This is a genomic window from Pseudomonas sp. FG86 (assembly GCF_057808775.1).
Genome location: NZ_JBMDIS010000024.1, coordinates 15,032 through 34,120, shown reverse-complemented (window position 1 = coordinate 34,120; position 19,089 = coordinate 15,032). Strand labels below are relative to the sequence as shown.

Genomic DNA, 19,089 nt, shown 5'->3' with positions numbered 1-19,089 from the left:
GTGCCCGGCCAGCCCGAAAAGCCTTTAACCCAAACCTCTGACCGCCTCGATCATCTTGACCAGGACAGCCTGTGCATCGCCGTACACCATGTTGCAGTTTTCTGCGTAAAACAGCGGGTTCTGAATACCCGCGTAGCCCTTGCCTTCCCCGCGCTTGACCACATACACGTGATGCGCCTTGTCCACGTCCAGGATCGGCATGCCATAGATGGGCGATGCCTTGTCATTGCGTGCCGCGGGGTTGACCACGTCGTTGGCGCCGATGACCAGCACCATATCGGTGTCGGGGAAGTCGGTATTGATGTCTTCGAGTTGGAAAATCAGGTCGTAGGGCACCCCCGCTTCTGCCAGTAACACGTCCATTTGCCCCGGCATGCGCCCCGCCACCGGGTGTACCGCGAAACGCACAAGGACACCGTGGGCCTGCAACAGCTTCACGAACTCATAGAGCTTTTGCTGGCCCTGGGCGACGGCCAAACCATAACCCGGCACGATGATGACTTTAGCGGCGTAGCGCATGGCGACCCCGGCATCACTGGCGGCGGTCGGCTTCAGCTCGCCCGTGATCACCGCGCCTTTGCGAACGGGCTGATCACCAAAACGGGCAAACAACACATGCGCCACCGTGCGATTCATGGCGTTGGCCATCAACAATGTAAGCAACACACCGGCGGCGCCCACCAGCATGCCCGCGATCATCATGGCCGGAACCTGCAACACAAACCCTTCGAGGCCGACCGCCAGGCCGGTAAAGGCATTGTAGATGGAGATCACCACCGGCATGTCGGCACCGCCGATGGGCAACGTCATCAACACGCCAAACAGCAACGCCCCCGCGAAGAATCCGGCGATCAACCAGGGCACATGGCCTGGCACGCCGTCTGCCGCCTGCATGGCGAGCATCAGCCAGGCGCCGGCAGCCAGGGTCAGCAGCATCACCGCCGCGTTGATCAGTTGCAGGCCCTTGAGGCGCAGGGGTTTATCGAGGCGACCATCGAGCTTGGCCCAGGCGATCAACGAACCCGATAGCGAAACCGCGCCGATCAGTGCGCCGAACAACGTGCCGGCCAAGGTGGGCAGGTCGAGCGCCCGCGTGCCGAACAGTTCCATGGCCGCGATGGCGGCGGCGGCGCCACCGCCCATACCGTTGTAGATCGCGACCATCTGCGGCATGGCGGTCATTGCCGCCTTGCGCCCACTCCACCAGGCAGCGCCACCGCCCAGCAACAAGGCCACCAGCGCCAGGCCGATGTTGGTGGGCAGATGCGGTCGTGCCGCCTCGCTCACGGAAAACACATAGAGGAAACTCACGATCACCGCGCCCGCCATGCCCCACCCGGCCACATGGATACCGCCGGGGGCCGTGACAGGCGACGACATGCGCCACAACCCGAAGATCAGTAAAAACGCGGCGAAGAAGTACACCAGCCCTATCAGCCATTGCGACGTCATCATCAACATGATCAAACCTCAGGCCTTCTCAGCCTTGCGGGTGGCGGAGTGATGGGCTTTGCGCCGCTTGGGCTCCGGCGCGCTGGTCTGGAACATGGCGAGCATCCGGCCGGTGACGGCGTACCCGCCCGCTGCATTCCCCGCCCCGAGCAGCACCGCGACGAACCCGGCCACTTGCTCTGGCAGTGTCGCGGCGTCGAGCAAGCCGATCAGGCCACCGATCACCACGATGCCGTGGATAAAGTTCGAGCCCGACATCAACGGTGTATGCAGGATCGCCGGGACCCGGCCAATGATGACCCAGCCGGCAAACGCGGCGAGCATGAAAATATACAGGCCGATAAAACCAACGTTGCTCATGAGGTTTTCTCCTTGGGCGCATCTGTCGGGCTCAGCGGTGGCATGAGTTTGCCGGCGTGGGTGAGCGCCGTTTGCGCCAGTAACGGATCGTCCCAATCAATGTGGATGACGTTGTTTTTCAACATCAGCGCCAAGAGGTTGAACTGGTTTTTCGCATACAGCAGGCTGGCGTCCTGGCTCAAGGACGAAGGCAGGTTCAACGGCGCCAACAGCGTGACCTGACCGACCTTGACGGTCTGGCCGGGGACGCAGCCCTCGCAGTTGCCCCCGCCTTCGGCGCCCAGGTCGACGATCACGGCGCCAGGCTTCATTCCGGCGAGCTGTGCGGCGCTGATCAGGCGTGGCGAAGGCCGCCCCGGTACGGCCGCCGTGGTAATCACCAGGTCTGCCCGTTGGATATGCTCAGTCAGCACGAGCGCGACCTGGTGTTTTTCCGCGTCACTCAACTCCCGTGCATAACCGCCTTTGCCCCGCGCATCGACCCCCACGTCGACAAAACTGGCGCCCAGGGAGCGCGCCTGCTCGGCGGTTTCCGGGCGCACGTCGTACCCTTCGACCACCGCGCCCAACCGATGCGCGGTGGCGATGGCCTCCAGCCCCGCGACACCCAGGCCCAGCACCAGCACCCGAGCAGGCCCGACGATGCCGGCCGCGGTGGTGACCTTTGGCAGTATGCGAGACAGATGCACCGACCCCAGTTGCACGGCGTAGTACCCCGACAATGCCGATTGGCTGGACAACGCGTCCATCGACTGGGCCCGCGTGGTCCGCGGCAGCCGCTCCATGGCAAAACACGTGATTTGGCGCTCCAGCAAGCGTTGCACCAGGGCCGGGTTGTTCTGCGCATACACGAAACACAGGAGCAGCGAGCCCGGCTTCATTTTGCCGACCACCTCCTGCGAAGGTGCCTGCACGGCGAGGACCACATCGGCCTCATGTAGCCACTGCCCGTTGCCGGAGACGAACACCACGTCCGTATAAGCCGCGTCGGGCAGGAAGCTCGCGTCCCCTGCCCCCGTTTGCATATGCAGCTTGGCGCCCAATGCACATAACTTCGCACACAGGCTCGGTACCAGGGCCACCCGCCGTTCGTGCGGGTGGGTTTCTTTCATCACAGCCACATTGACGTACATCGCGCGCTCCATGGGGGGGCGCCCGCCTGTGTGCGGGCGCCCGGGATAGGGACGGGATAAGGCTTCAGACCGGTGCCTGGGCCGACACGTAACGCACGAGTTTCTTATTGACGAACTGTTGGATGCCCATGTCGCCCAGTTCGCGGCCATAGCCCGAATCCTTGATACCGCCAAAGGGCAGTTCGGCATCGCTCCAACTGATGTTGTTGATAAACATCATGCCGGTCTCGATCCGGCTGGCCACCCGACGTCCCCGCTCCACATCACGGGTGAACACCGACCCGCCGAGGCCAAAGTCGGAATCGTTTGCCAGGGCGATCGCGGCTTCTTCGTCCTTGACGCGGAAAAACAGCGCCACGGGGCCGAAGAACTCGTCGCGGAATGCCGGATTGTCGGGGGCGATATCGGTGAGGATGGTCGGGGTCATGAATGAACCGGCGCGATCGATACGCCCGCCCCCCAGCAGCACCCGTGCCCCGTGGGCCGTCGCCGTGTGCACCTGGCCAAGTAACTGCAACAAGGCTGCTTCCGAAGACAGCGGGCCCAGGGTGGTGCTTTCCTCCATGGGGTCACCGGGTTTCAAGGCCGCAAGCCCGGCCTTGAAGCCCTCCAGGAAGGCATCAGCCATGGATTCGACGACAATGAAGCGTTTTGCCGCGCAGCAGGTCTGCCCGCAGTTATACATCCGCCCCCAGATCGCCCATTTGATCGCCAGGTCCAGGTCAGCGTCCTCAAGCACAATGAACGCATCGCTGCCCCCCAGCTCCATGGAGGACGGCTTCAGGTTCTGTCCCGCCCACGACGCCAGGCTGCGGCCAGCGGCGACACTCCCAGTCAATGCAACCCCACGCACACGCGGGTCGTCCACCACCTGCCTGGACTGCTCGTGGGATATCAGCAGGTTGGTATAGAGCCCCGCGGGTGCGCCGGCTTCGAGCAGGACCTGCTCAAAGGCAATCGCACATTGCGGCACACAACCGGCATGCTTGATCACCAGCACGTTACCGGCCATCAAGTGCGGGCCCGCCACGCGCGCCAACTGATAGAAGGGAAAGTTCCACGGTTCGACGCCGAAGACCACGCCGATGGGGCTGCTCTCCATATGCGCCTCGCCCGCACTCGGCTCCAGCGCCTGCGGCGCCAGGAAGCGCTCGGCGTTCTTGGCGTAGTACGCCATGATATCGGCGCTGAACTTGACTTCGCCGCGGGCCTCGTTGATTCGCTTGCCCATCTCCAATGTGATCTTACGGGCCAGGGTGTCGAAGCGCTGATGCATCAATTCAGCCGCTTTGGCGATGACCGAAGCACGCTGGGCATACGTCTTGGTTTTCCACGCCGCGTAGCACTGCGCCGCGACGGCCAGTTTGCGCTCCAGTTGCTCAGCCGTCAGCGTATCGAATTGTGCGAGCAACTCGCCGTTGTATGGATTGATCGTCGTGTAAGCCATAACGGTTGCCTTCCCCTCAAATTGAGTCATTCAACGCAGAGCGCACGGCCAGCATCCGCCCTGCCCATAAGCCAGGATTACGATGGTCGCTATGGGGGCAGGTGACTAGCGTCGGAATCTACCCATAAGCCTTTATCAAGGGCTGCTGGCGGGTGATGGCCGAGCACCTTAACGGTGCCGGGGATGCACTTCGGTGGTGCGCAGACGAGCGAGTTGACGTCTCGCACAGGCTGGTGTCGCGCTTCGTCTTTACGCGCTGTCGATTGGCGCCAGGCAGAAGGCCCTGGGAGAGGTGGGAGCTCGGAAAATACTTACATAGATCAATTAAAGCGTCGGACAAACCGCATAGGATTGCGCGGCAGGCAACGCACCATCGGGTCTTGTCAGGAGGGTTAGTCATGCACGTCAACCAATCCATGTCGGAGGACGCCTTACCGCACACGGTATCTGGGAGTGCACCGCCTGCGGCTCAACAACCCTTGGCCCTCAAGACCACGCCCAGCGTCGAACGCCTGCGCGGTATCGACCAGACACTTCGCCAGACAGCACAGTTGGTCTCACTGATCACGGGGCAGCTCGAGGCGAATGAGCTGAATCCGGCGACACCTGCCCAAGGGCTGCTTGAACAATTGGATGCCACGGTGGAGCACTTGTTGAGCCGGTTCAACACCCCGCTCGACCTGCCCTCCTCCCTCACCGAGAGAGATCGGCACGATGCCGTGGACTTCCCCGTGCAAACCCTGTTCAAGGCACTGGCCCAAGACTGTTTACCGTTGGCCGTCGCCCGGCGCATCAAACTGCGGATCGTGCCGTGTTCGGCATGGGTCAGGAGCCTTCCCGAGGGCCTCAGGCAAGTACTGAGCAGCCTGATGTACAACCTCATGCACGCGAACCGCAACAGTCGCCTGACGCTGGGCGCCCGGCGCCATCGGCAATGGCTGAGCCTGGAACTGTGGTGTTCGGGCTGTGAAAGCCGCGAGGCCGCCTTGCGCATCGTGTCGATGCCTGTGCATGCGCCCTTCCTGCCGGATGCCTATGGCCGCGCGGGCGCGCTTTCAACCTATGAGTTGAGCGCAATGCTGGGGGCGCAGTTGCAGGTCCGGTACTCGCCCGGAAAAGCCACGCTCATTTCCATCAGCGTGCCGTCAGCGCGGTCGTCGGTACGCCCAAAAACCGCGATCAAACCGCCGATCACGGCGTCCCATCGGCTGTTGCTGGTTGTCGAGCCGCAGGCCCTGCTCCGCGAGATGCTGTGCTGCGGCTTAGGTTCGTTGGGCTATCAAACGGCTGCGGTCAGTGATGGTGCCGCCGCGTTGGCGTGGCTGGCACGCTCAGGTCTCCAGCCTGACCTGGTCTTGACCGAACATGCGCTGGCCCCCGCCATGGACGGTGTGCAGTTGGTGCAGCGACTGCGCGATCAATTCAACCGAACCACGCCGGCTATCGTACTGACCGCCGACACCCAGCGGCAGGTTGCCCACGCGGTCCTCGCCGCCGATTGCATGCTGCTGCGCAAACCCGTGAGCTTGAATACGCTGCGCGCAACCCTTGGTACCGCACTGAGCGCGGCAGCCACAGGCCATGCGCCAGGTGCCCTGCCGGCGTCTTCGGGCGCGGTGATCTACGTCGTGGACGAGGACGAGGCGTTGCGCAACAACTTGCGCAGGGTATTGGAGGCCCAAGGTTACCCCGTGCGTGACGCTGCTGGCGCCGAGCAGTTTTTCGAGCGCTATCCCGGCGATCAACGGGGCTGCCTGGTGATTGAAGCACGCCCCTCCGGCATCAGCGGGCTGGAGGTGGTTGGGCGTCTGAGGGCACGGGGGGACGAGTTGCCCATCATCATGATCAGTGGCAACAGCCGCGTCGCGGATGTCGTGGATGCGATGAAGGCCGGCGTGTGCGACTTCATCGAAAAGCCGTTCCGTTACCAGCAGCTATTGACCAGCCTGACAAACGCCTTGGCCAACCAAGCGGATACCCAGGGCTTCAAGGCGCTTCGCCAGGCCGCCATTGACCATATCAGTCACCTGACTCCCCGCCAGCGCCAAATCATGGAGATGGTCCTGGACGGCCACCCCAGCAAGAACATTGCATTTGAGCTGGGTATCAGCCAAAGGACGGTTGAGAAGCATCGCGCGTCGATCATGAGCCGGACCGAAGCCAAATCGATTCCCGAACTGGCTCGCATCGCCCTGGCGGCCGGTGAAAAAGCCCTTTCAGCCGCGGTTCATGGCAAAGGGCTCACCCCGTGAGCATGATTTTCAGGCCCTGACAAATTCCCCTGTGGCGAGCGGGCTTACTGTGGTGAGCGTGCTTGTTGTGGCGAGCGGGCTTGCCCCGCGTTGGGCTGCGCAGCAGCCCCAAAGCCAGGCACTGCGGTGCGTCAGTTAAAAAACCATGGCCGGTAATGGGGCCGCTTCGCGCCCCAACGCGGGGCAAGCCCGCTCGCCACAACAAGCCCGCTCGCCACAGTAAGCGCCCTCGCCACGGAGGGAGATCCGCTGCCCCGTGAGTCAAGCCGCGCCACCTGGGCCATTCGTTTGTTGGGCGATGGGCGCGACCACCAGGTTGTCGACAACCTTCTGCACCCCGGCCGTGCTCGAGGCCGTCAAACGCGCCATGTCGCGTTCGGGAAGCGACCCGACAACGCCCGAAAGCGTGACGTCCCCGCCGTCCACGCGCACATCGATACCGTGGGCGTCAATAATCGCTCTGCGGCGAAACGCTGATTCGATATCGGTCTTGATGGTTTGCGCAGAGGCATGGGTCTTGACCACGATATCGTTGCTGATCCCCTTGATCCCCGGCAGATAGCGCACTGCATATCCTGCCGCCTGGCGCTGATGCTCCGAATCGACTTCACCGCTGAGTACCAGCCAGCCATCCGTCACACTGATGTTGACGCGGTGTTCCGCCAGCGAGGTGTTCCCTTGCAACGCTGAAGCGACCGCGGCGACCAGATCGCTGTCGGTACGCACATGGCTGGAAGGCAGAACCACGTCGATGCGGTTGATCAGGTCTACGACGCCAGCCACATGCGCCACAGCCTGTTCGGCGTGCCAGCGCTCGGCATGACTGGTGACATTGCCAGAGAGCGTGACGATACCATCGGACACCTGGACCAGAATCTGATCGGCTTTCAGCGCCAGGTCCCAGTTCAGTTCGTCGATCACCTGCTGCCTCAGCTTTTCATCGCTATTCATAAAAAAGCTCCGGAATGTTTGCAAACGTCTCAAGCCGCCCAAGCGTAGCGCGTTGCCACCCGCCCGAGCAGGTCGGAAAGTACCTATTCCAAGCACTACCCCGACGCCGCACGTGCGTGCGCTAAGCGCTCAATTGCCGCTCCACGGCGGGCAGTTCCACACAGTCCCGATACTCAGGTACCGACACCGACCAGCCCAGCTCCTGGCTGATGCGCCGGCGCAGCACATCCGAGGCGTTGGGTTCACCGTGGACGACATAGGTATGTTTCGGCGCGCGCTTGAAGCCGCGCAGCCATTGCATGATTTCATCAGCATCAGCGTGGGCAGAGAGGGTTTGCATGGGCACGACCTCTGCGCGGATCGGCACGTCCTGGCCATGGATACGGACCGACGGCGCGCCGGCGACAATCTGTGCGCCGCGTGTGCCACCGGCCTGGAAACCGGGGACCAACAGGGTGTTGAGTGGGTTGGGCGCCAGCGCCTTGAGGTGGTGCAATACACGCCCACCGGTGGCCATGCCACTGGCGGCAATGATGATCGCCGGGGTGCGTTGCTGGTCCAGGTCAATCGACTGTTGCACGGAACACACGAAGTGCGTGCCATCGCACATGCCCTGGCACTCTTCCAGCGACAACCGATGCTCCGACCGAAAGCGCTGGTACAAACGGGTGACGTCCGTTGCCATCGGGCTATTGAGGTAGATCGGCAGGTCCGGGATCGCATGCCGTTGTTTCAGGCGATACAAGTGATACATCAGCAGTTGCGCGCGCCCGACGGCAAACGACGGTACCAGGGTGATACCGTGGCGCAGCGCGGTGCGGGTGATCACTTGCGCCAATTGTTCCTCGGGCGGCTCCACGGGGTGTTGACGATCGCCATAGGTCGACTCCACCAGCAGATAGTCGGTTTGCTCGATGGTTTGCGGGGCGAACATCAAGGGATCGTTCGGGCGCCCCAGGTCACCGGAACACACCAGCGTGACGCCATCGGCAACGATTTCGATCGTCGCCGCACCAAGAATATGCCCGGCATCACGCAGCAGGATGCTCAAGCCTGGGGCAATCGCGACGCGGTGCTGCAGTTCGATTGGCCGCAGCAGTTTCAATGCCCGCTCGGCGTCCTGTTCGGTGTAGAGCGGCAAGGCCGGAGTGTGCTTGGAGAACCCGTGGCGGTTGGCGAACTCGGCCTCTTCTTCCTGCAAGCGGCCGCTGTCGCGCAGCAGGATTTTGGCCAGTTCACAGGTGGCGGGCGTGGCGTATACGGGGCCGCGATAGCCATTGCGTACCAGCAGCGGCAGGTAGCCGCTGTGGTCCAGGTGGGCATGTGTCAGCACGATAGCGTGCAGGTCGCGCGCCGGCAGCTGGAACGCATCCCAGTTGTGCAGGCGCAGTTGCTTGTAGCCCTGGAACAGGCCGCAATCGACCAGGATGTGCAGGTCTCGATGCTCCAGCAGGTATTTGCTGCCGGTGACCGTGCCAGCGGCCCCCAGAAATGTCATGCGCATGCTTGTCTCCTTGATCGTTTAAAAAATGGGCCGTTTCAATCAGACCGGGGCAGCGGCTTGACGATCATCAAACTGCAGGACGTGCGGTTCAGCACGCTTTCGGCGGTGCTGCCCAGCATCCGATCGAGCCGGTCGCGATAGACCGTGCCGAGCACGACCACATCGAAGGCATGCTGGCGGGCGAACTGGCTGATCACTTTGTGGGGCATGCCGCTGAGCACATGTTGGCGTTTTTTTTCGATGCCATGGCGTTCGGCAAGCTCATCAAAGGCTTCCGCCTGGGCGTCGTTGACGGCTTCGCTCAAACTGCTTTCCAGGCTGTGGGTAGGCACGCTCAGGGCCGTATCGCCCACCACCGCCCAGTTGCTGACATTCAACAGATGCAGTTGCGCTTCGCAGGCCCGCGCCCAGGTGGACGCCATTTCGACGACGCGCTCGTTCAGCCCGAAGGTCAGCTCTTCCAGGTGCGACAGATCAACGGCGGCGAGCACTTTCAACGGCTTTGGGCGCTTGGCGTTGGTCACCAGGTGCAGGCAGGCCGGGCAGTCGCGCAGCAACAGCCAATCCAGGGGGCGGTGGAAGGTGCGCTCGAGCGCCGAAACATGTTCCACATCCTTGACCACCAGGTCCGGGTGGAAGTCGTTCACGTAGTCCAGCACCTGCGACAGGCTTGGCTTGGCCCACACCACCTCACTGGTCATCTGCAACCCGGTGCGCCGCTGGAAACGTATCTGCTGTTCCAACCAGTGACGGTGGACCTGCAGGTAACCTTCCCTGGCCTGGGCCATCGCGTCATGGTCAAACACGCCAGCCAGCGCCAGCGGCGTGACATAGTCGAACGCCACAATATGCAGCAATGCCCCGCTGGCAGTGGCCAGTGCCTGAGCCCGATCAAAGGCCGGGGTGCGCGTCATCTCGGAGGGTGCGATCAATAAGATACGTTTGAGTTTGAGCATCACATACCTCGGTCCGGGCCGGCGTTACCGCCTGACTGCCACTCAACTGCCTGTCGAGCCCCATGCCCCCTTCATCCAGATTGAAAAAGTCGTGGTTGAAGTATCAGACCCGGAAAGGTACGCACTCTGATTTTTGTCAAATAATGGCTGGCTTTCACGCAAACCGTGGATCGACCTGCGGCTCACTCACCCCTTGTTGATATAGCTCAATGATTTCCCGCAGCGCGGGCGTAGAAACCAGTGACTGGCCACTGACGGCCCGTCATGAGCCACGAACTGGACGGAGGACACCATCATGAGCGACTTGAGTTTGCGCAAAGCCATTTTGGAAGAGCTGGAGTTCCAACCACAGATCGATGCAGCCAACATCGGTGTTGCCGTGGAAAAAGGCGTAGTCACGCTGACCGGACATGTCAGCAGTTATGATCAGAAAGTCCGCGCCGAACGCGCGGTCAAAGCCGTCAAAGGCGTGCGCGCCGTCGCCGAGGAGATCCAGGTCCGGCTGAACAAAGGCGCCGGCACTGCGGACGACACCATCGCCGCCCGCGCCCTGAGCATCATCAGTTGGAGCGCCGACGTGCCTCCCAATGCCGTTAAAGTCATCGTTCAACACGGCTGGATCACCCTTGAAGGGGAAGTTGACTGGCAATACCAGAAGGAAACCGTAGAAAAAGCGGTGCGCAAGCTATCCGGCGTACTCGGCGTAGACAATCGGCTGACCCTGAGCCCCCGAGTGGACGTCGTCGATATCCGCAAACGCATCGAAGAAGCGCTCAAGCGCAATGCCGAAGTGGACGCCAAGGATATTCACGTCAGGGTCGACGGTGATGTGGTCAGGCTCGACGGCAAGGTGCACCTGTGGCGTGAGCGCAAGCTCGTGGAACGGGCGGCCTGGTCGGTGCCTGGCGTCATGCGGGTGGAAGATCACTTGCTGCTTGCATGAGGTGAGGAATGCCCCTGGGTATCAACCGGGGCATTCAACGGTTGTGTCTGCTTTGCGTGCCTTTTTTTGAGTCAAGGTCATGAAAAAGAACCATCAATGGAACCTGTCTTACTTTCTGACCGCGTTTGTCGTGTTCACCGTTGCGCAGTTTCTGTGGACGGAGCATCGGGTGGTGCAAAGCATCCCCTACAGTCAGTTTCTGCAATTGTTGAACGAGCAGAAAGTCAGCGACCTGCTGGTCGAAAAAGACCAGATCAGCGGCAAGCTGCAGGTACCGATCGATGGCCACAACCTGTTCTCCACCGTGCGGGTCGACCCCGCGCTGGCCGCGAACCTGGCGCAATCGGGGGCGAGTTTTACCGGGGTCAATGACAACACCTTTTTGAGCGGCCTGCTGGGCTGGCTGCTGCCTTTTGTCCTGATCATGGTGGTCTGGCACTTCTTGTTTCGCGGCGTCGCGGAAAAACAGGGCCTTGGCGGGCTGATGAACATCGGCAAGTCGAGGGCCAAGGTGTTTGTCCAACGGGACACCGGGGTCACATTCGCGGATGTCGCCGGCATCGACGAGGCCAAGGCCGAACTGGTGGAAATCGTCTCGTTCCTCAAGGACAAGGACAAGTACGCACGGTTGGGGGCGCATATTCCCAAAGGCACGCTGCTGGTCGGCCCGCCAGGCACCGGCAAGACCCTGGTGGCCAAGGCCATTGCGGGCGAGGCCGGGGTGCCGTTTTTCTCGATCTCGGGTTCGGAGTTCGTCGAAATGTTCGTGGGCGTCGGCGCCGCGCGGGTCCATGACCTGTTCGAACAGGCGCGGGGGGCCGCCCCCTGCATCATTTTCATCGATGAGCTGGATGCCTTGGGCAAGATGCGCGGCGTCGGGGTCCTGGGCGGCAATGACGAAAAAGAACAGACCCTTAACCAGCTGTTGGCCGAACTGGACGGCTTCGACCCCCGTGAAGGCGTGGTGCTGCTGGCCGCGACCAATCGCCCGGAAGTGCTCGACCCGGCGCTGTTGCGCGCCGGCCGGATCGACCGCCAGGTCCTGATCGATCGCCCCGACCGCAAAGGTCGACAGGCGATCCTCAAGGTCCACCTGCAAAAAATCACCGTGGACCCCGCGCTCGACAGCGAACAGATTGCCGACATCACCACCGGTTTCACCGGCGCCGACCTGGCCAACCTGGTCAACGAGGCGGCGATTGTGGCCACCCGCCGTGGCGCCAACACGGTCGACCTGGAGGATTTCACCGCGGCCGTGGAACGTCTGGTCGCCGGCCTCGAACGCAAGAGCAGCGTGTTACGCCCGGAAGAACGCCAGGTCGTGGCCTACCACGAGATGGGCCATGCCCTGGCGGCGAGTCACCTGCCGGACATGGACCCGGTGCACAAGGTCTCCATCGTGCCGCGGGCCATTGGCTCCCTGGGCTACACCTTGCAACGCCCGACCGAAGACCACTTCCTGATCAGTTGCCAGATGCTCAAGGACCGCATGGTCGTGCTGATGGCCGGGCGTGCCGCCGAGTTTCTGATTTACGGTCAGATCTCCACCGGGGCCGCCGATGACCTGGCCCACGCGACGGATATCGCCCGGCAGTTGGCGACCCGCTTCGGCATGAGTGCCGAACTGGGTCAAGCAGTGCTGGAGCGCCAGAATATGACGTACCTGGGTGAGCGCATGCAGGGCAGCGGCGAGAAGGATTATTCGGAGCAGACCGCCAGGGAAGTCGACCTGTGTATTCGTGCCCTGCTCGATGAAGCCTATGGGCGCGCCAAGGTCCTGCTCCAAGCGCACCGCGCCGACCTGGATGCCGGTGCGCACTTGTTGATGCAAAAGGAAAGCCTGACCCCGGAGGACTTCGCGCCGCTCATGCCGCAGCAGCAACGGGCACCGCTGAGCATCGGTTCCGACGCCCCCCACTGAGGCTTGCCATGCTGGCTGTCACCCTGATCAACATGCTGGTGGTCATCCTGGCCGTGGTCATTCACTACGAATGCCTGTTGCGGCTGAACGACTGGCTGCCGCGGCTCAGGGTCTGGAGCCGCTTCAGGATGGTCATCGGCGTCTTTGGTGCCCTGCTGGCGCATGCGATCGAAGTGTGGTGCTTTGCGCTGGCTTATTACCTGATGACGCGCTACGGCGAATGGGGCCGCCTGTCGGGGCGCTTCGACGGCTCGTTCATGGACTGTGTGTACTTTTCCTTTACCACCTACACCACGATCGGTTTCGGTGACATCACCCCCGTGGGCCATCTCAAGTACTTGACCGGCCTGCAAGCGCTGACCGGTCTGGTGCTGATCACCTGGACAGCTTCGTTTCTGTTTCTCGAAATGCAGAAGTACTGGAAACGCAAGTAGCGGCCCCTCCACTAGGTGGCCGGCGTCCATTGCCAGTTGAGGACTTCGGGCAGGTCTTCGCCATGCTCGATCAGGTGCAACTTGTGTTTCTCCATCATCGACCAATAGCGCGATTGTGCGGCGTGGCGTTGTTCCTGCAGGCGAGGTACACGCTCGACGACGTCCAGCGCCAATCGATAGCGATCCAGGTCGTTGATCACCGCCATGTCGAACGGCGTGGTGGTGGCGCCCTCCTCCTTGAAGCCACGCACATGGAAGTTGTCATGATTGGTGCGTTTGTACAGCAACCGGTGTACCAGCGCCGGGTAGCCGTGGAAGGCAAAGATCACCGGTTTGTCGGGGGTGAACAACTCATCGAACGCGGTATCCGACAGGCCATGGGGGTGCTGGGACGGCGATTGCAATACCATCAGGTCCACCACATTGACGACCCGTACCCGCAGGTCTGGGACGTACTCGCGCAACAAGGTCACGGCGGCCAGGGTTTCCAGGGTCGGCACGTCTCCGGCACAGGCCATGACCACATCCGGGTCCTGATCGTCACGGCAGGCCCAGCCCCAGCGACCGATCCCCGCCAGGCAATGACGCACGGCCGCGTCGATATCCAGCCACTGCCACTCCGGTTGCTTGCCCACCACAATGACATTGATGTAATTGCGGCTGCGCAGGCAGTGATCGGCCACCGACAACAGGCAGTTGGCGTCGGGAGGCAGGTAGATACGCGCCACGTCGGACTTCTTGTTCGCGACCAGGTCGATAAACCCGGGGTCCTGGTGGGAGAAGCCATTATGGTCCTGGCGCCACACATGGGAGGTCAGCAACAGGTTGAGCGAGGCCACCGGCTTGCGCCAGGGCACGCCGGCAGCGGTTTTCAGCCATTTGGCATGCTGGTTGACCATGGAATCGACGATATGGATAAACGCCTCATAGCACGACAGCAAGCCATGGCGCCCGGTCAGCAGATAGCCCTCAAGCCAGCCTTCACAGACGTGCTCGCTGAGGATCTCCATGACCCGGCCCGAAATCGCCAGGTTCTGGTCGTCGGCCTCCAATGGGTCCATCCACGCCTTGGCGGTGACCTCGTAGACCGCGTCCAGGCGATTGGAGGCGGTTTCATCCGGGCCAAACAAGCGGAAGTTGCCGGCACCCTGGGCGTTTTTCATCACGTCGCGTAGAAAAAAACCCAGGACCCGAGTGGCCTCGGCGCGCCGGCAACCGGGCACTGGCAGTTCGACGGCGTAATCGGCAAAGCGTGGCAAGTCGAGCGGGCGCAATAACAGCCCGCCGTTGGCGTGGGGGTTGGCGCTCATGCGGCGGTGTCCGGTGGGCGCCAGGGCCGTGATTTCCGGCAGCAAGGCCCCGTCGGCATCAAACAGTTCGCCGGGGCGATAGCTGTTCAGCCACTCCTCCAGTTGCTGCACATGGCCCGGCACCTGGAAGTTAGCCAAGGGGACCTGGTGGGCGCGCCATGTGCCTTCGACCCGGCAGCCATCGACAAATGCCGGCCCGGTCCAGCCTTTGGGCGTGCGTAATACCAACATGGGCCACAGCTGGCGCTCCGGCGCCGCGTTGCGCCGTGGCTGGCGAGCTGCGTGCTGGATCTCGCGGATCTTCAGCAGCAGGGTCTGCAAGGTGCGGGCCAGTGCTTGATGGACCTGCGCCGGTTCATCGCCTTCTACGAAGTAGGCATCGTAGCCATACCCATACAGCAGGGCTGACAGCTCTTCTTCGCTGATCCTGGACAGAACGGTGGGGTTGGCAATCTTGTAGCCGTTGAGGTGCAGGATCGGCAGCACCGCGCCATCACGCGCCGGGTTGATGAATTTATTGGCGTGCCAACTGGCGGCCAGCGGGCCGGTTTCGGCCTCGCCGTCACCGATCACGCAAGCGACGATCAGGTCCGGGTTATCAAACACCGCGCCATAGGCGTGGGCCAGGCAGTAACCCAGTTCACCGCCTTCATGGATCGAGCCTGGGATCTGTGCCGAGACATGGCTGGAAATGCCATAGGGCCAGGAAAACTGTCGAAACAGGCGCAGCAACCCGTTGGTATTGCGCTCCACGGACGGATAGCACTCGGTGTAGGTGCCCTCCAGGTAGGTCTGCGCGACGACCGCCGGCCCGCCATGGCCGGGCCCGGCGACGAACAGCAGGTTGACATCGTACTGGGTGATCAGGCGGTTGAGGTGCGTGTAGAGCAGATTGAGCCCCGGCGTCGTGCCCCAATGCCCCAGCAAGCGCGGCTTGATGTGCGCCTGGGTCAAGGGAACCTGGAGCAAGGGGTTGCTCTTCAGGTAGATCTGCCCCACCGCCAGGTAATTGGACGCGCGCCAATACGCGTCCAGCCCTTCCAGTTCCTCGGCACTCAAGAAATCGCTCATAACCCCCTCCCTCCGCCCAGGCTCGAAACATGGATTGTCATTCGTCGATTCTGTGGGCCTCGAATGCGCGAGACTTGATGTACGTCAAGTCTTGAAGCCGAGGCTCAAGCTCAATGAACGTGGGAAGCGGGCGGACCGAACAAAGGGTGCAGACAGTGCCATTTCCCTTTCGTCCCTACATTCAGGCTCAGGCCTGGACGGAGTGCATGTATGACAGTCCATCATTTGTTTGTGGTCGACAATCCGACGGCCTTACGTTCCATGCCTCAAGTGCGCCCGCAGCCACTTCGCCCCCTCAAGACGAAGTGCTCCGACTGCGCCCTGTCGGCGCTGTGCCTGCCGATCGGCCTTGGGGGGCACGAGGTGGCGCAACTGGACACACTGGTCGCGCAACGCTTCAAGGTAAAAAAAGGCGCAGCCCTGTTCCGTACAGGCGATCCGCTGCGCTCGCTGTACGCGGTGCGTATCGGTTCATTCAAGACCGGCATGGTCTCGGTCGACGGCCGTGAACAGGTCACCGGCTTTCACATTGCCGGCGACATGCTCGGCCTGGACGCGATCAGTGCCGACGCGCATGCCTGCACGGCGGTAGCCCTGGAGGACAGTGAGGTCTGCCCCATCCACTATACCCACCTGGAAAACCTCGCCCGCCAGTTGCCCTCGCTGCAGCACAACCTCACCCGGCTGTTGAGCCGTGAAATCGTGCAGGATCACACCCTGCTGATGCTGATTGGCAAGATGAACTCCGATGAGCGCCTGGCGGCGTTCCTGCTGAGCCTGTCGCAACGCTTGAGTGCTCGCGGGTATTCCGCCCGGCACTTCGTGTTGAAGATGCGCCGCGAAGAAATCGGCTCCTACCTGGGCCTGCGCCTGGAAACCATCTGCCGAGGCATTGCGCACCTGCGCGATCAGGGCTTGGCCCATGTCGATGGGCGAAATGTCACGATCCAGGACCCGGAGGGCCTCAAGCACCTGGTCGCAGGCTGTCATCGCCCCCTCTAACGCTGGAGATGCGTCATGCGTGCCATGGTTCTGCACACCCCCGGCCAGCCGTTGCAACTTGAGCAACGGCCGATCCCGACGCCTGCCGCCGGGCAACTGCTGATCAAGGTGCTGGCCTGTGGCGTGTGCCGTACCGACCTGCACCTGGTGGACGGTGAGTTGCCGCAAGCGCAACTGCCACGGGTGCCAGGCCATGAAATTGTCGGAGAAGTGACCGCCGTGGGCGCTGCTGTTGACGCGGGTTGGATCGGCCGGCGCGTGGGGGTGCCCTGGCTAGGCTGGACCTGTGGCACCTGTGACTTCTGTCGCAGCGGCCGCGAAAACCTTTGCGATCGGGCGCAGTTCACCGGTTGCCAGCTGGACGGCGGTTACGCCGAATACACGCTGGCTGACCCACGCTTTTGCCTGCCGATTCCCGCCGACCTTTCCGATGTTCAAGCCGCGCCGTTGTTGTGTGCCGGGCTGATTGGCTTTCGCGCCTTGCAGATGGCTGCCGACGCCCGCCACCTGGGGCTTTACGGCTTCGGTGCGGCGGCGCACCTGGCGATTCAGGTCGCCCTGGGCCGTGGGCAAACCGTGTACGCGTTCACCCGCCCGGATGACAGCGCCGGCCAGGCGTATGCCCGCTCCTTGGGCGCGGTGTGGGCCGGCCCTTCGGACCAGGCCCCTCCTCACCTGCTGGATGCCAGCCTGATTTTCGCCCCCGTCGGCGCCTTGGTCCCGCTGGCGTTGGCGGCCACCGTGAAAGGCGGCTGTGTGATTTGCGCCGGGATCCACATGAGCGATATTCCGGCCTTTCCCTATCGGTTGCTGTGGGGCGAGCGCAGCGTTCGTTCGGTGGCCAACCTGACGCGGCACGACGGTGCGGCATTTTTCGAAACCTTGCAGCACACGCCCGTGCATTGCGACATCACCCGCTTTGCCCTGGAGGAGGCCAATCAAGCCTTGGCGCATTTGCGTTCGGGGCAGTTCAACGGCGCGATCGTGCTGACGCCATGAACGGCGGCGCGCCGGCCGCCGAACACAGGCCACGCTGGCTATTTCTTGGTGGCGGTCGTCAGCATGCGGATCGCCCGTTCGTTGGCTTCGTCCGCGGTGCGCTGGGCCTGGTTGGCCAACGCCGCCGCCTGATCGGCCTTGAGGTAGGCTTCATCCGCGCGCAGGCGCGCCGTGGCGGCCGTGTTTTCCGCGGCTTCCAGGCGCGCATCAAATGTTTTGGCGGCTTGATGACTGCAGCCGGCGGAGGTTGCCAGCAATACTGCCAGCAGTGAAATGGACAGGTATTTGTTCACGGTGCATCCCTCGTTTCAGGTCATTGATCGATCAGCGGCATTCGTTTCCAGTATCTGCCGCTGGGCCTGTGTCCCTCTGATCTTCGTCAACAAGTGGACAGTCGCCCTACCCGTCGATGCTGGCTGGCGGCTGCCTGATCGCCAGAATGCTGCCCGGTACCGAATACAAAGCGCGTTCGGTGTTGCTGCCCACCAGTCGGTCGAACCCGACCCGGTGAACGGTGCCCATGACCACCACATCCGCCAGGTACTGCTCGACAAACTCCTGGATCACCGGCACCGGCTGGCCCATGACAAAGTGCCGCCGCTCCGGTGGCACCCCATAGCGGTCGGCCAACGACACGAACGCCTGATGCAGGGACTGGCGCAACTCTTCGACGAAGTCCACGCTCCAGCCGCCCATCACCAGCGGCGCGTCACCATTGAACGCGGGCGACAGGTCGTAGGCGTACAACAGGTGCAACGGCGCGTCGCATTGCAGGGCCAGGGCGTAGGCGCACTGAATGATGGTGTCATTCAAGCCGCTGATCTGCGTGTCGGGATCGAACGGATCAACCGCTGCCACTACGCGGTGGGGCAAGCCATAGCGGGCCTCGCTCACCAGGTGCAGCGGCGTTGCGCACTCACGCAGCAGTTGGCAGTCAAGGGGGGTGATGAACACGCGTTTGAGCAGGGGTTCGAGCTTCACATCCTTGATCACCAGGTCCGGGTTCAAGTCAGCGACGGTGCGCAGGATGTCGAGCAAGGGGTGGGTGGTGAATACCAGTTCCACCGAGACCTTCAGCGCTGTGCCGCCCAGGCGCTGGATTTCTTCGACCAACCAGTGGCGATAGCGGCTCAGGTAGTCCTGATACACCGACTCATCCACGCGCTCCTCCCACAAGTGGATAATCGGCGCGGGTTCGATGAACGCCCGCACATCGAGGGTCGCATTACACGCCTTGGCCAGTGACACCGCCCGGAGCAGCGCCGGGGAGTGATACAGCGTGCGATCGGTGATCAGCAGCAGACGTTGGTACTGGCTCATTTCACACCTCTTCGGGCGCCGACCAAATAGGCGG

At 62.5% G+C, this 19,089-nt stretch carries 16 protein-coding genes; 6 read left to right on the top strand and 10 right to left on the bottom strand.

The features are described 5' to 3' along the window. Positions 1–24: 24 nt before the first annotated feature. From ACODSV_RS17200 to ACODSV_RS17185, 4 genes are all read right to left on the bottom strand, one after another. Positions 25–1,461, bottom strand: a complete 1,437-nt coding sequence (locus ACODSV_RS17200) for an NAD(P)(+) transhydrogenase (Re/Si-specific) subunit beta (RefSeq protein WP_150054591.1) — start codon at positions 1,459–1,461, stop codon at positions 25–27. 9 nt (positions 1,462–1,470) lie between these two features. Beyond that, a complete protein-coding gene (locus ACODSV_RS17195; protein WP_024075505.1) occupies positions 1,471–1,812 on the bottom strand; it encodes an NAD(P) transhydrogenase subunit alpha part 2 in 342 nt (113 codons plus the stop codon). Then, complete coding sequence (locus tag ACODSV_RS17190) at positions 1,809–2,945, bottom strand: NAD(P) transhydrogenase subunit alpha (protein ID WP_024075506.1); 1,137 nt, start codon at positions 2,943–2,945, stop codon at positions 1,809–1,811. Before ACODSV_RS17190 ends, ACODSV_RS17195 begins: the two co-directional genes overlap by 4 nt. Positions 2,946–3,009: 64 nt before the next feature. Continuing rightward, positions 3,010–4,392 (bottom strand): NAD-dependent succinate-semialdehyde dehydrogenase, encoded by a 1,383-nt coding sequence (locus ACODSV_RS17185; RefSeq protein ID WP_102623339.1) that lies wholly within the window; start codon positions 4,390–4,392, stop codon positions 3,010–3,012. Positions 4,393–4,790: 398 nt separating this feature from the next. Here ACODSV_RS17185 and ACODSV_RS17180 point away from each other — a divergent pair, with 398 nt between their 5' ends. Next, complete coding sequence (locus ACODSV_RS17180) at positions 4,791–6,644, top strand: response regulator (RefSeq protein WP_190301001.1); 1,854 nt, start codon at positions 4,791–4,793, stop codon at positions 6,642–6,644. A gap of 261 nt (positions 6,645–6,905) precedes the next feature. Here ACODSV_RS17180 and ACODSV_RS17175 read toward each other — a convergent pair whose 3' ends face one another. From ACODSV_RS17175 to ACODSV_RS17165, 3 genes are all read right to left on the bottom strand, one after another. After that, complete coding sequence (locus tag ACODSV_RS17175) at positions 6,906–7,595, bottom strand: BON domain-containing protein (protein WP_150055759.1); 690 nt, start codon at positions 7,593–7,595, stop codon at positions 6,906–6,908. Positions 7,596–7,716: 121 nt separating this feature from the next. Beyond that, entirely contained in the window at positions 7,717–9,099 is a 1,383-nt protein-coding gene (locus ACODSV_RS17170; RefSeq protein WP_069076084.1) for an MBL fold metallo-hydrolase RNA specificity domain-containing protein, read from the bottom strand. 35 nt (positions 9,100–9,134) lie between these two features. Next, the gene (locus ACODSV_RS17165; RefSeq protein ID WP_102623336.1) at positions 9,135–10,055 is read right to left on the bottom strand and encodes a universal stress protein; all 921 of its coding nucleotides are present in this window, start codon (positions 10,053–10,055) and stop codon (positions 9,135–9,137) included. 295 nt (positions 10,056–10,350) lie between these two features. Between ACODSV_RS17165 and ACODSV_RS17160 the strand changes: the two genes are divergently transcribed. The 3 genes from ACODSV_RS17160 to ACODSV_RS17150 all read left to right on the top strand — a co-directional run bounded on the left by ACODSV_RS17160 (position 10,351) and on the right by ACODSV_RS17150 (position 13,353). After that, positions 10,351–10,998 (top strand): BON domain-containing protein, encoded by a 648-nt coding sequence (locus ACODSV_RS17160; RefSeq protein ID WP_150095171.1) that lies wholly within the window; start codon positions 10,351–10,353, stop codon positions 10,996–10,998. Between the two features lie 79 nt (positions 10,999–11,077). Beyond that, positions 11,078–12,919 (top strand): ATP-dependent zinc metalloprotease FtsH, encoded by a 1,842-nt coding sequence (gene ftsH, locus ACODSV_RS17155; RefSeq protein ID WP_150055761.1) that lies wholly within the window; start codon positions 11,078–11,080, stop codon positions 12,917–12,919. Positions 12,920–12,927: 8 nt separating this feature from the next. Further along, positions 12,928–13,353 (top strand): potassium channel family protein, encoded by a 426-nt coding sequence (locus ACODSV_RS17150; RefSeq protein ID WP_024075514.1) that lies wholly within the window; start codon positions 12,928–12,930, stop codon positions 13,351–13,353. 11 nt (positions 13,354–13,364) lie between these two features. Here the strand turns inward: ACODSV_RS17150 and ACODSV_RS17145 are convergent, their stop codons facing one another. Continuing rightward, positions 13,365–15,734: a phosphoketolase family protein gene (locus ACODSV_RS17145; RefSeq protein WP_150055762.1), complete on the bottom strand. Its 2,370-nt coding sequence runs from the start codon at positions 15,732–15,734 to the stop codon at positions 13,365–13,367. Between the two features lie 261 nt (positions 15,735–15,995). Between ACODSV_RS17145 and fnr the strand changes: the two genes are divergently transcribed. Both fnr and ACODSV_RS17135 read left to right on the top strand, forming a co-directional pair. Then, positions 15,996–16,736: a fumarate/nitrate reduction transcriptional regulator Fnr gene (fnr, locus tag ACODSV_RS17140; protein ID WP_150055770.1), complete on the top strand. Its 741-nt coding sequence runs from the start codon at positions 15,996–15,998 to the stop codon at positions 16,734–16,736. Between the two features lie 15 nt (positions 16,737–16,751). Next, positions 16,752–17,735 (top strand): zinc-dependent alcohol dehydrogenase family protein, encoded by a 984-nt coding sequence (locus ACODSV_RS17135; RefSeq protein WP_024075517.1) that lies wholly within the window; start codon positions 16,752–16,754, stop codon positions 17,733–17,735. 38 nt (positions 17,736–17,773) lie between these two features. On the opposite strand, the gene ACODSV_RS17130 is transcribed toward ACODSV_RS17135, so the two are convergent. Then, positions 17,774–18,028 (bottom strand): Lpp/OprI family alanine-zipper lipoprotein, encoded by a 255-nt coding sequence (locus ACODSV_RS17130; protein ID WP_150055763.1) that lies wholly within the window; start codon positions 18,026–18,028, stop codon positions 17,774–17,776. Positions 18,029–18,134: 106 nt separating this feature from the next. Then, entirely contained in the window at positions 18,135–19,055 is a 921-nt protein-coding gene (locus ACODSV_RS17125; protein WP_024075519.1) for a universal stress protein, read from the bottom strand. Between the last annotated feature and the right edge of the window lie 34 nt (positions 19,056–19,089).

Coding starts and splice junctions, on each gene's coding strand:
- ACODSV_RS17200 (WP_150054591.1), bottom strand. CDS start 1,461: ATGTTGATGATGACGTCGCAATGGCTGATAGGGCTGGTGTACTTCTTC.
- ACODSV_RS17195 (WP_024075505.1), bottom strand. CDS start 1,812: ATGAGCAACGTTGGTTTTATCGGCCTGTATATTTTCATGCTCGCCGCG.
- ACODSV_RS17190 (WP_024075506.1), bottom strand. CDS start 2,945: ATGTACGTCAATGTGGCTGTGATGAAAGAAACCCACCCGCACGAACGG.
- ACODSV_RS17185 (WP_102623339.1), bottom strand. CDS start 4,392: ATGGCTTACACGACGATCAATCCATACAACGGCGAGTTGCTCGCACAA.
- ACODSV_RS17180 (WP_190301001.1), top strand. CDS start 4,791: ATGCACGTCAACCAATCCATGTCGGAGGACGCCTTACCGCACACGGTA.
- ACODSV_RS17175 (WP_150055759.1), bottom strand. CDS start 7,595: ATGAATAGCGATGAAAAGCTGAGGCAGCAGGTGATCGACGAACTGAAC.
- ACODSV_RS17170 (WP_069076084.1), bottom strand. CDS start 9,099: ATGCGCATGACATTTCTGGGGGCCGCTGGCACGGTCACCGGCAGCAAA.
- ACODSV_RS17165 (WP_102623336.1), bottom strand. CDS start 10,055: ATGCTCAAACTCAAACGTATCTTATTGATCGCACCCTCCGAGATGACG.
- ACODSV_RS17160 (WP_150095171.1), top strand. CDS start 10,351: ATGAGCGACTTGAGTTTGCGCAAAGCCATTTTGGAAGAGCTGGAGTTC.
- ftsH (WP_150055761.1), top strand. CDS start 11,078: ATGAAAAAGAACCATCAATGGAACCTGTCTTACTTTCTGACCGCGTTT.
- ACODSV_RS17150 (WP_024075514.1), top strand. CDS start 12,928: ATGCTGGCTGTCACCCTGATCAACATGCTGGTGGTCATCCTGGCCGTG.
- ACODSV_RS17145 (WP_150055762.1), bottom strand. CDS start 15,734: ATGAGCGATTTCTTGAGTGCCGAGGAACTGGAAGGGCTGGACGCGTAT.
- fnr (WP_150055770.1), top strand. CDS start 15,996: ATGCCTCAAGTGCGCCCGCAGCCACTTCGCCCCCTCAAGACGAAGTGC.
- ACODSV_RS17135 (WP_024075517.1), top strand. CDS start 16,752: ATGCGTGCCATGGTTCTGCACACCCCCGGCCAGCCGTTGCAACTTGAG.
- ACODSV_RS17125 (WP_024075519.1), bottom strand. CDS start 19,055: ATGAGCCAGTACCAACGTCTGCTGCTGATCACCGATCGCACGCTGTAT.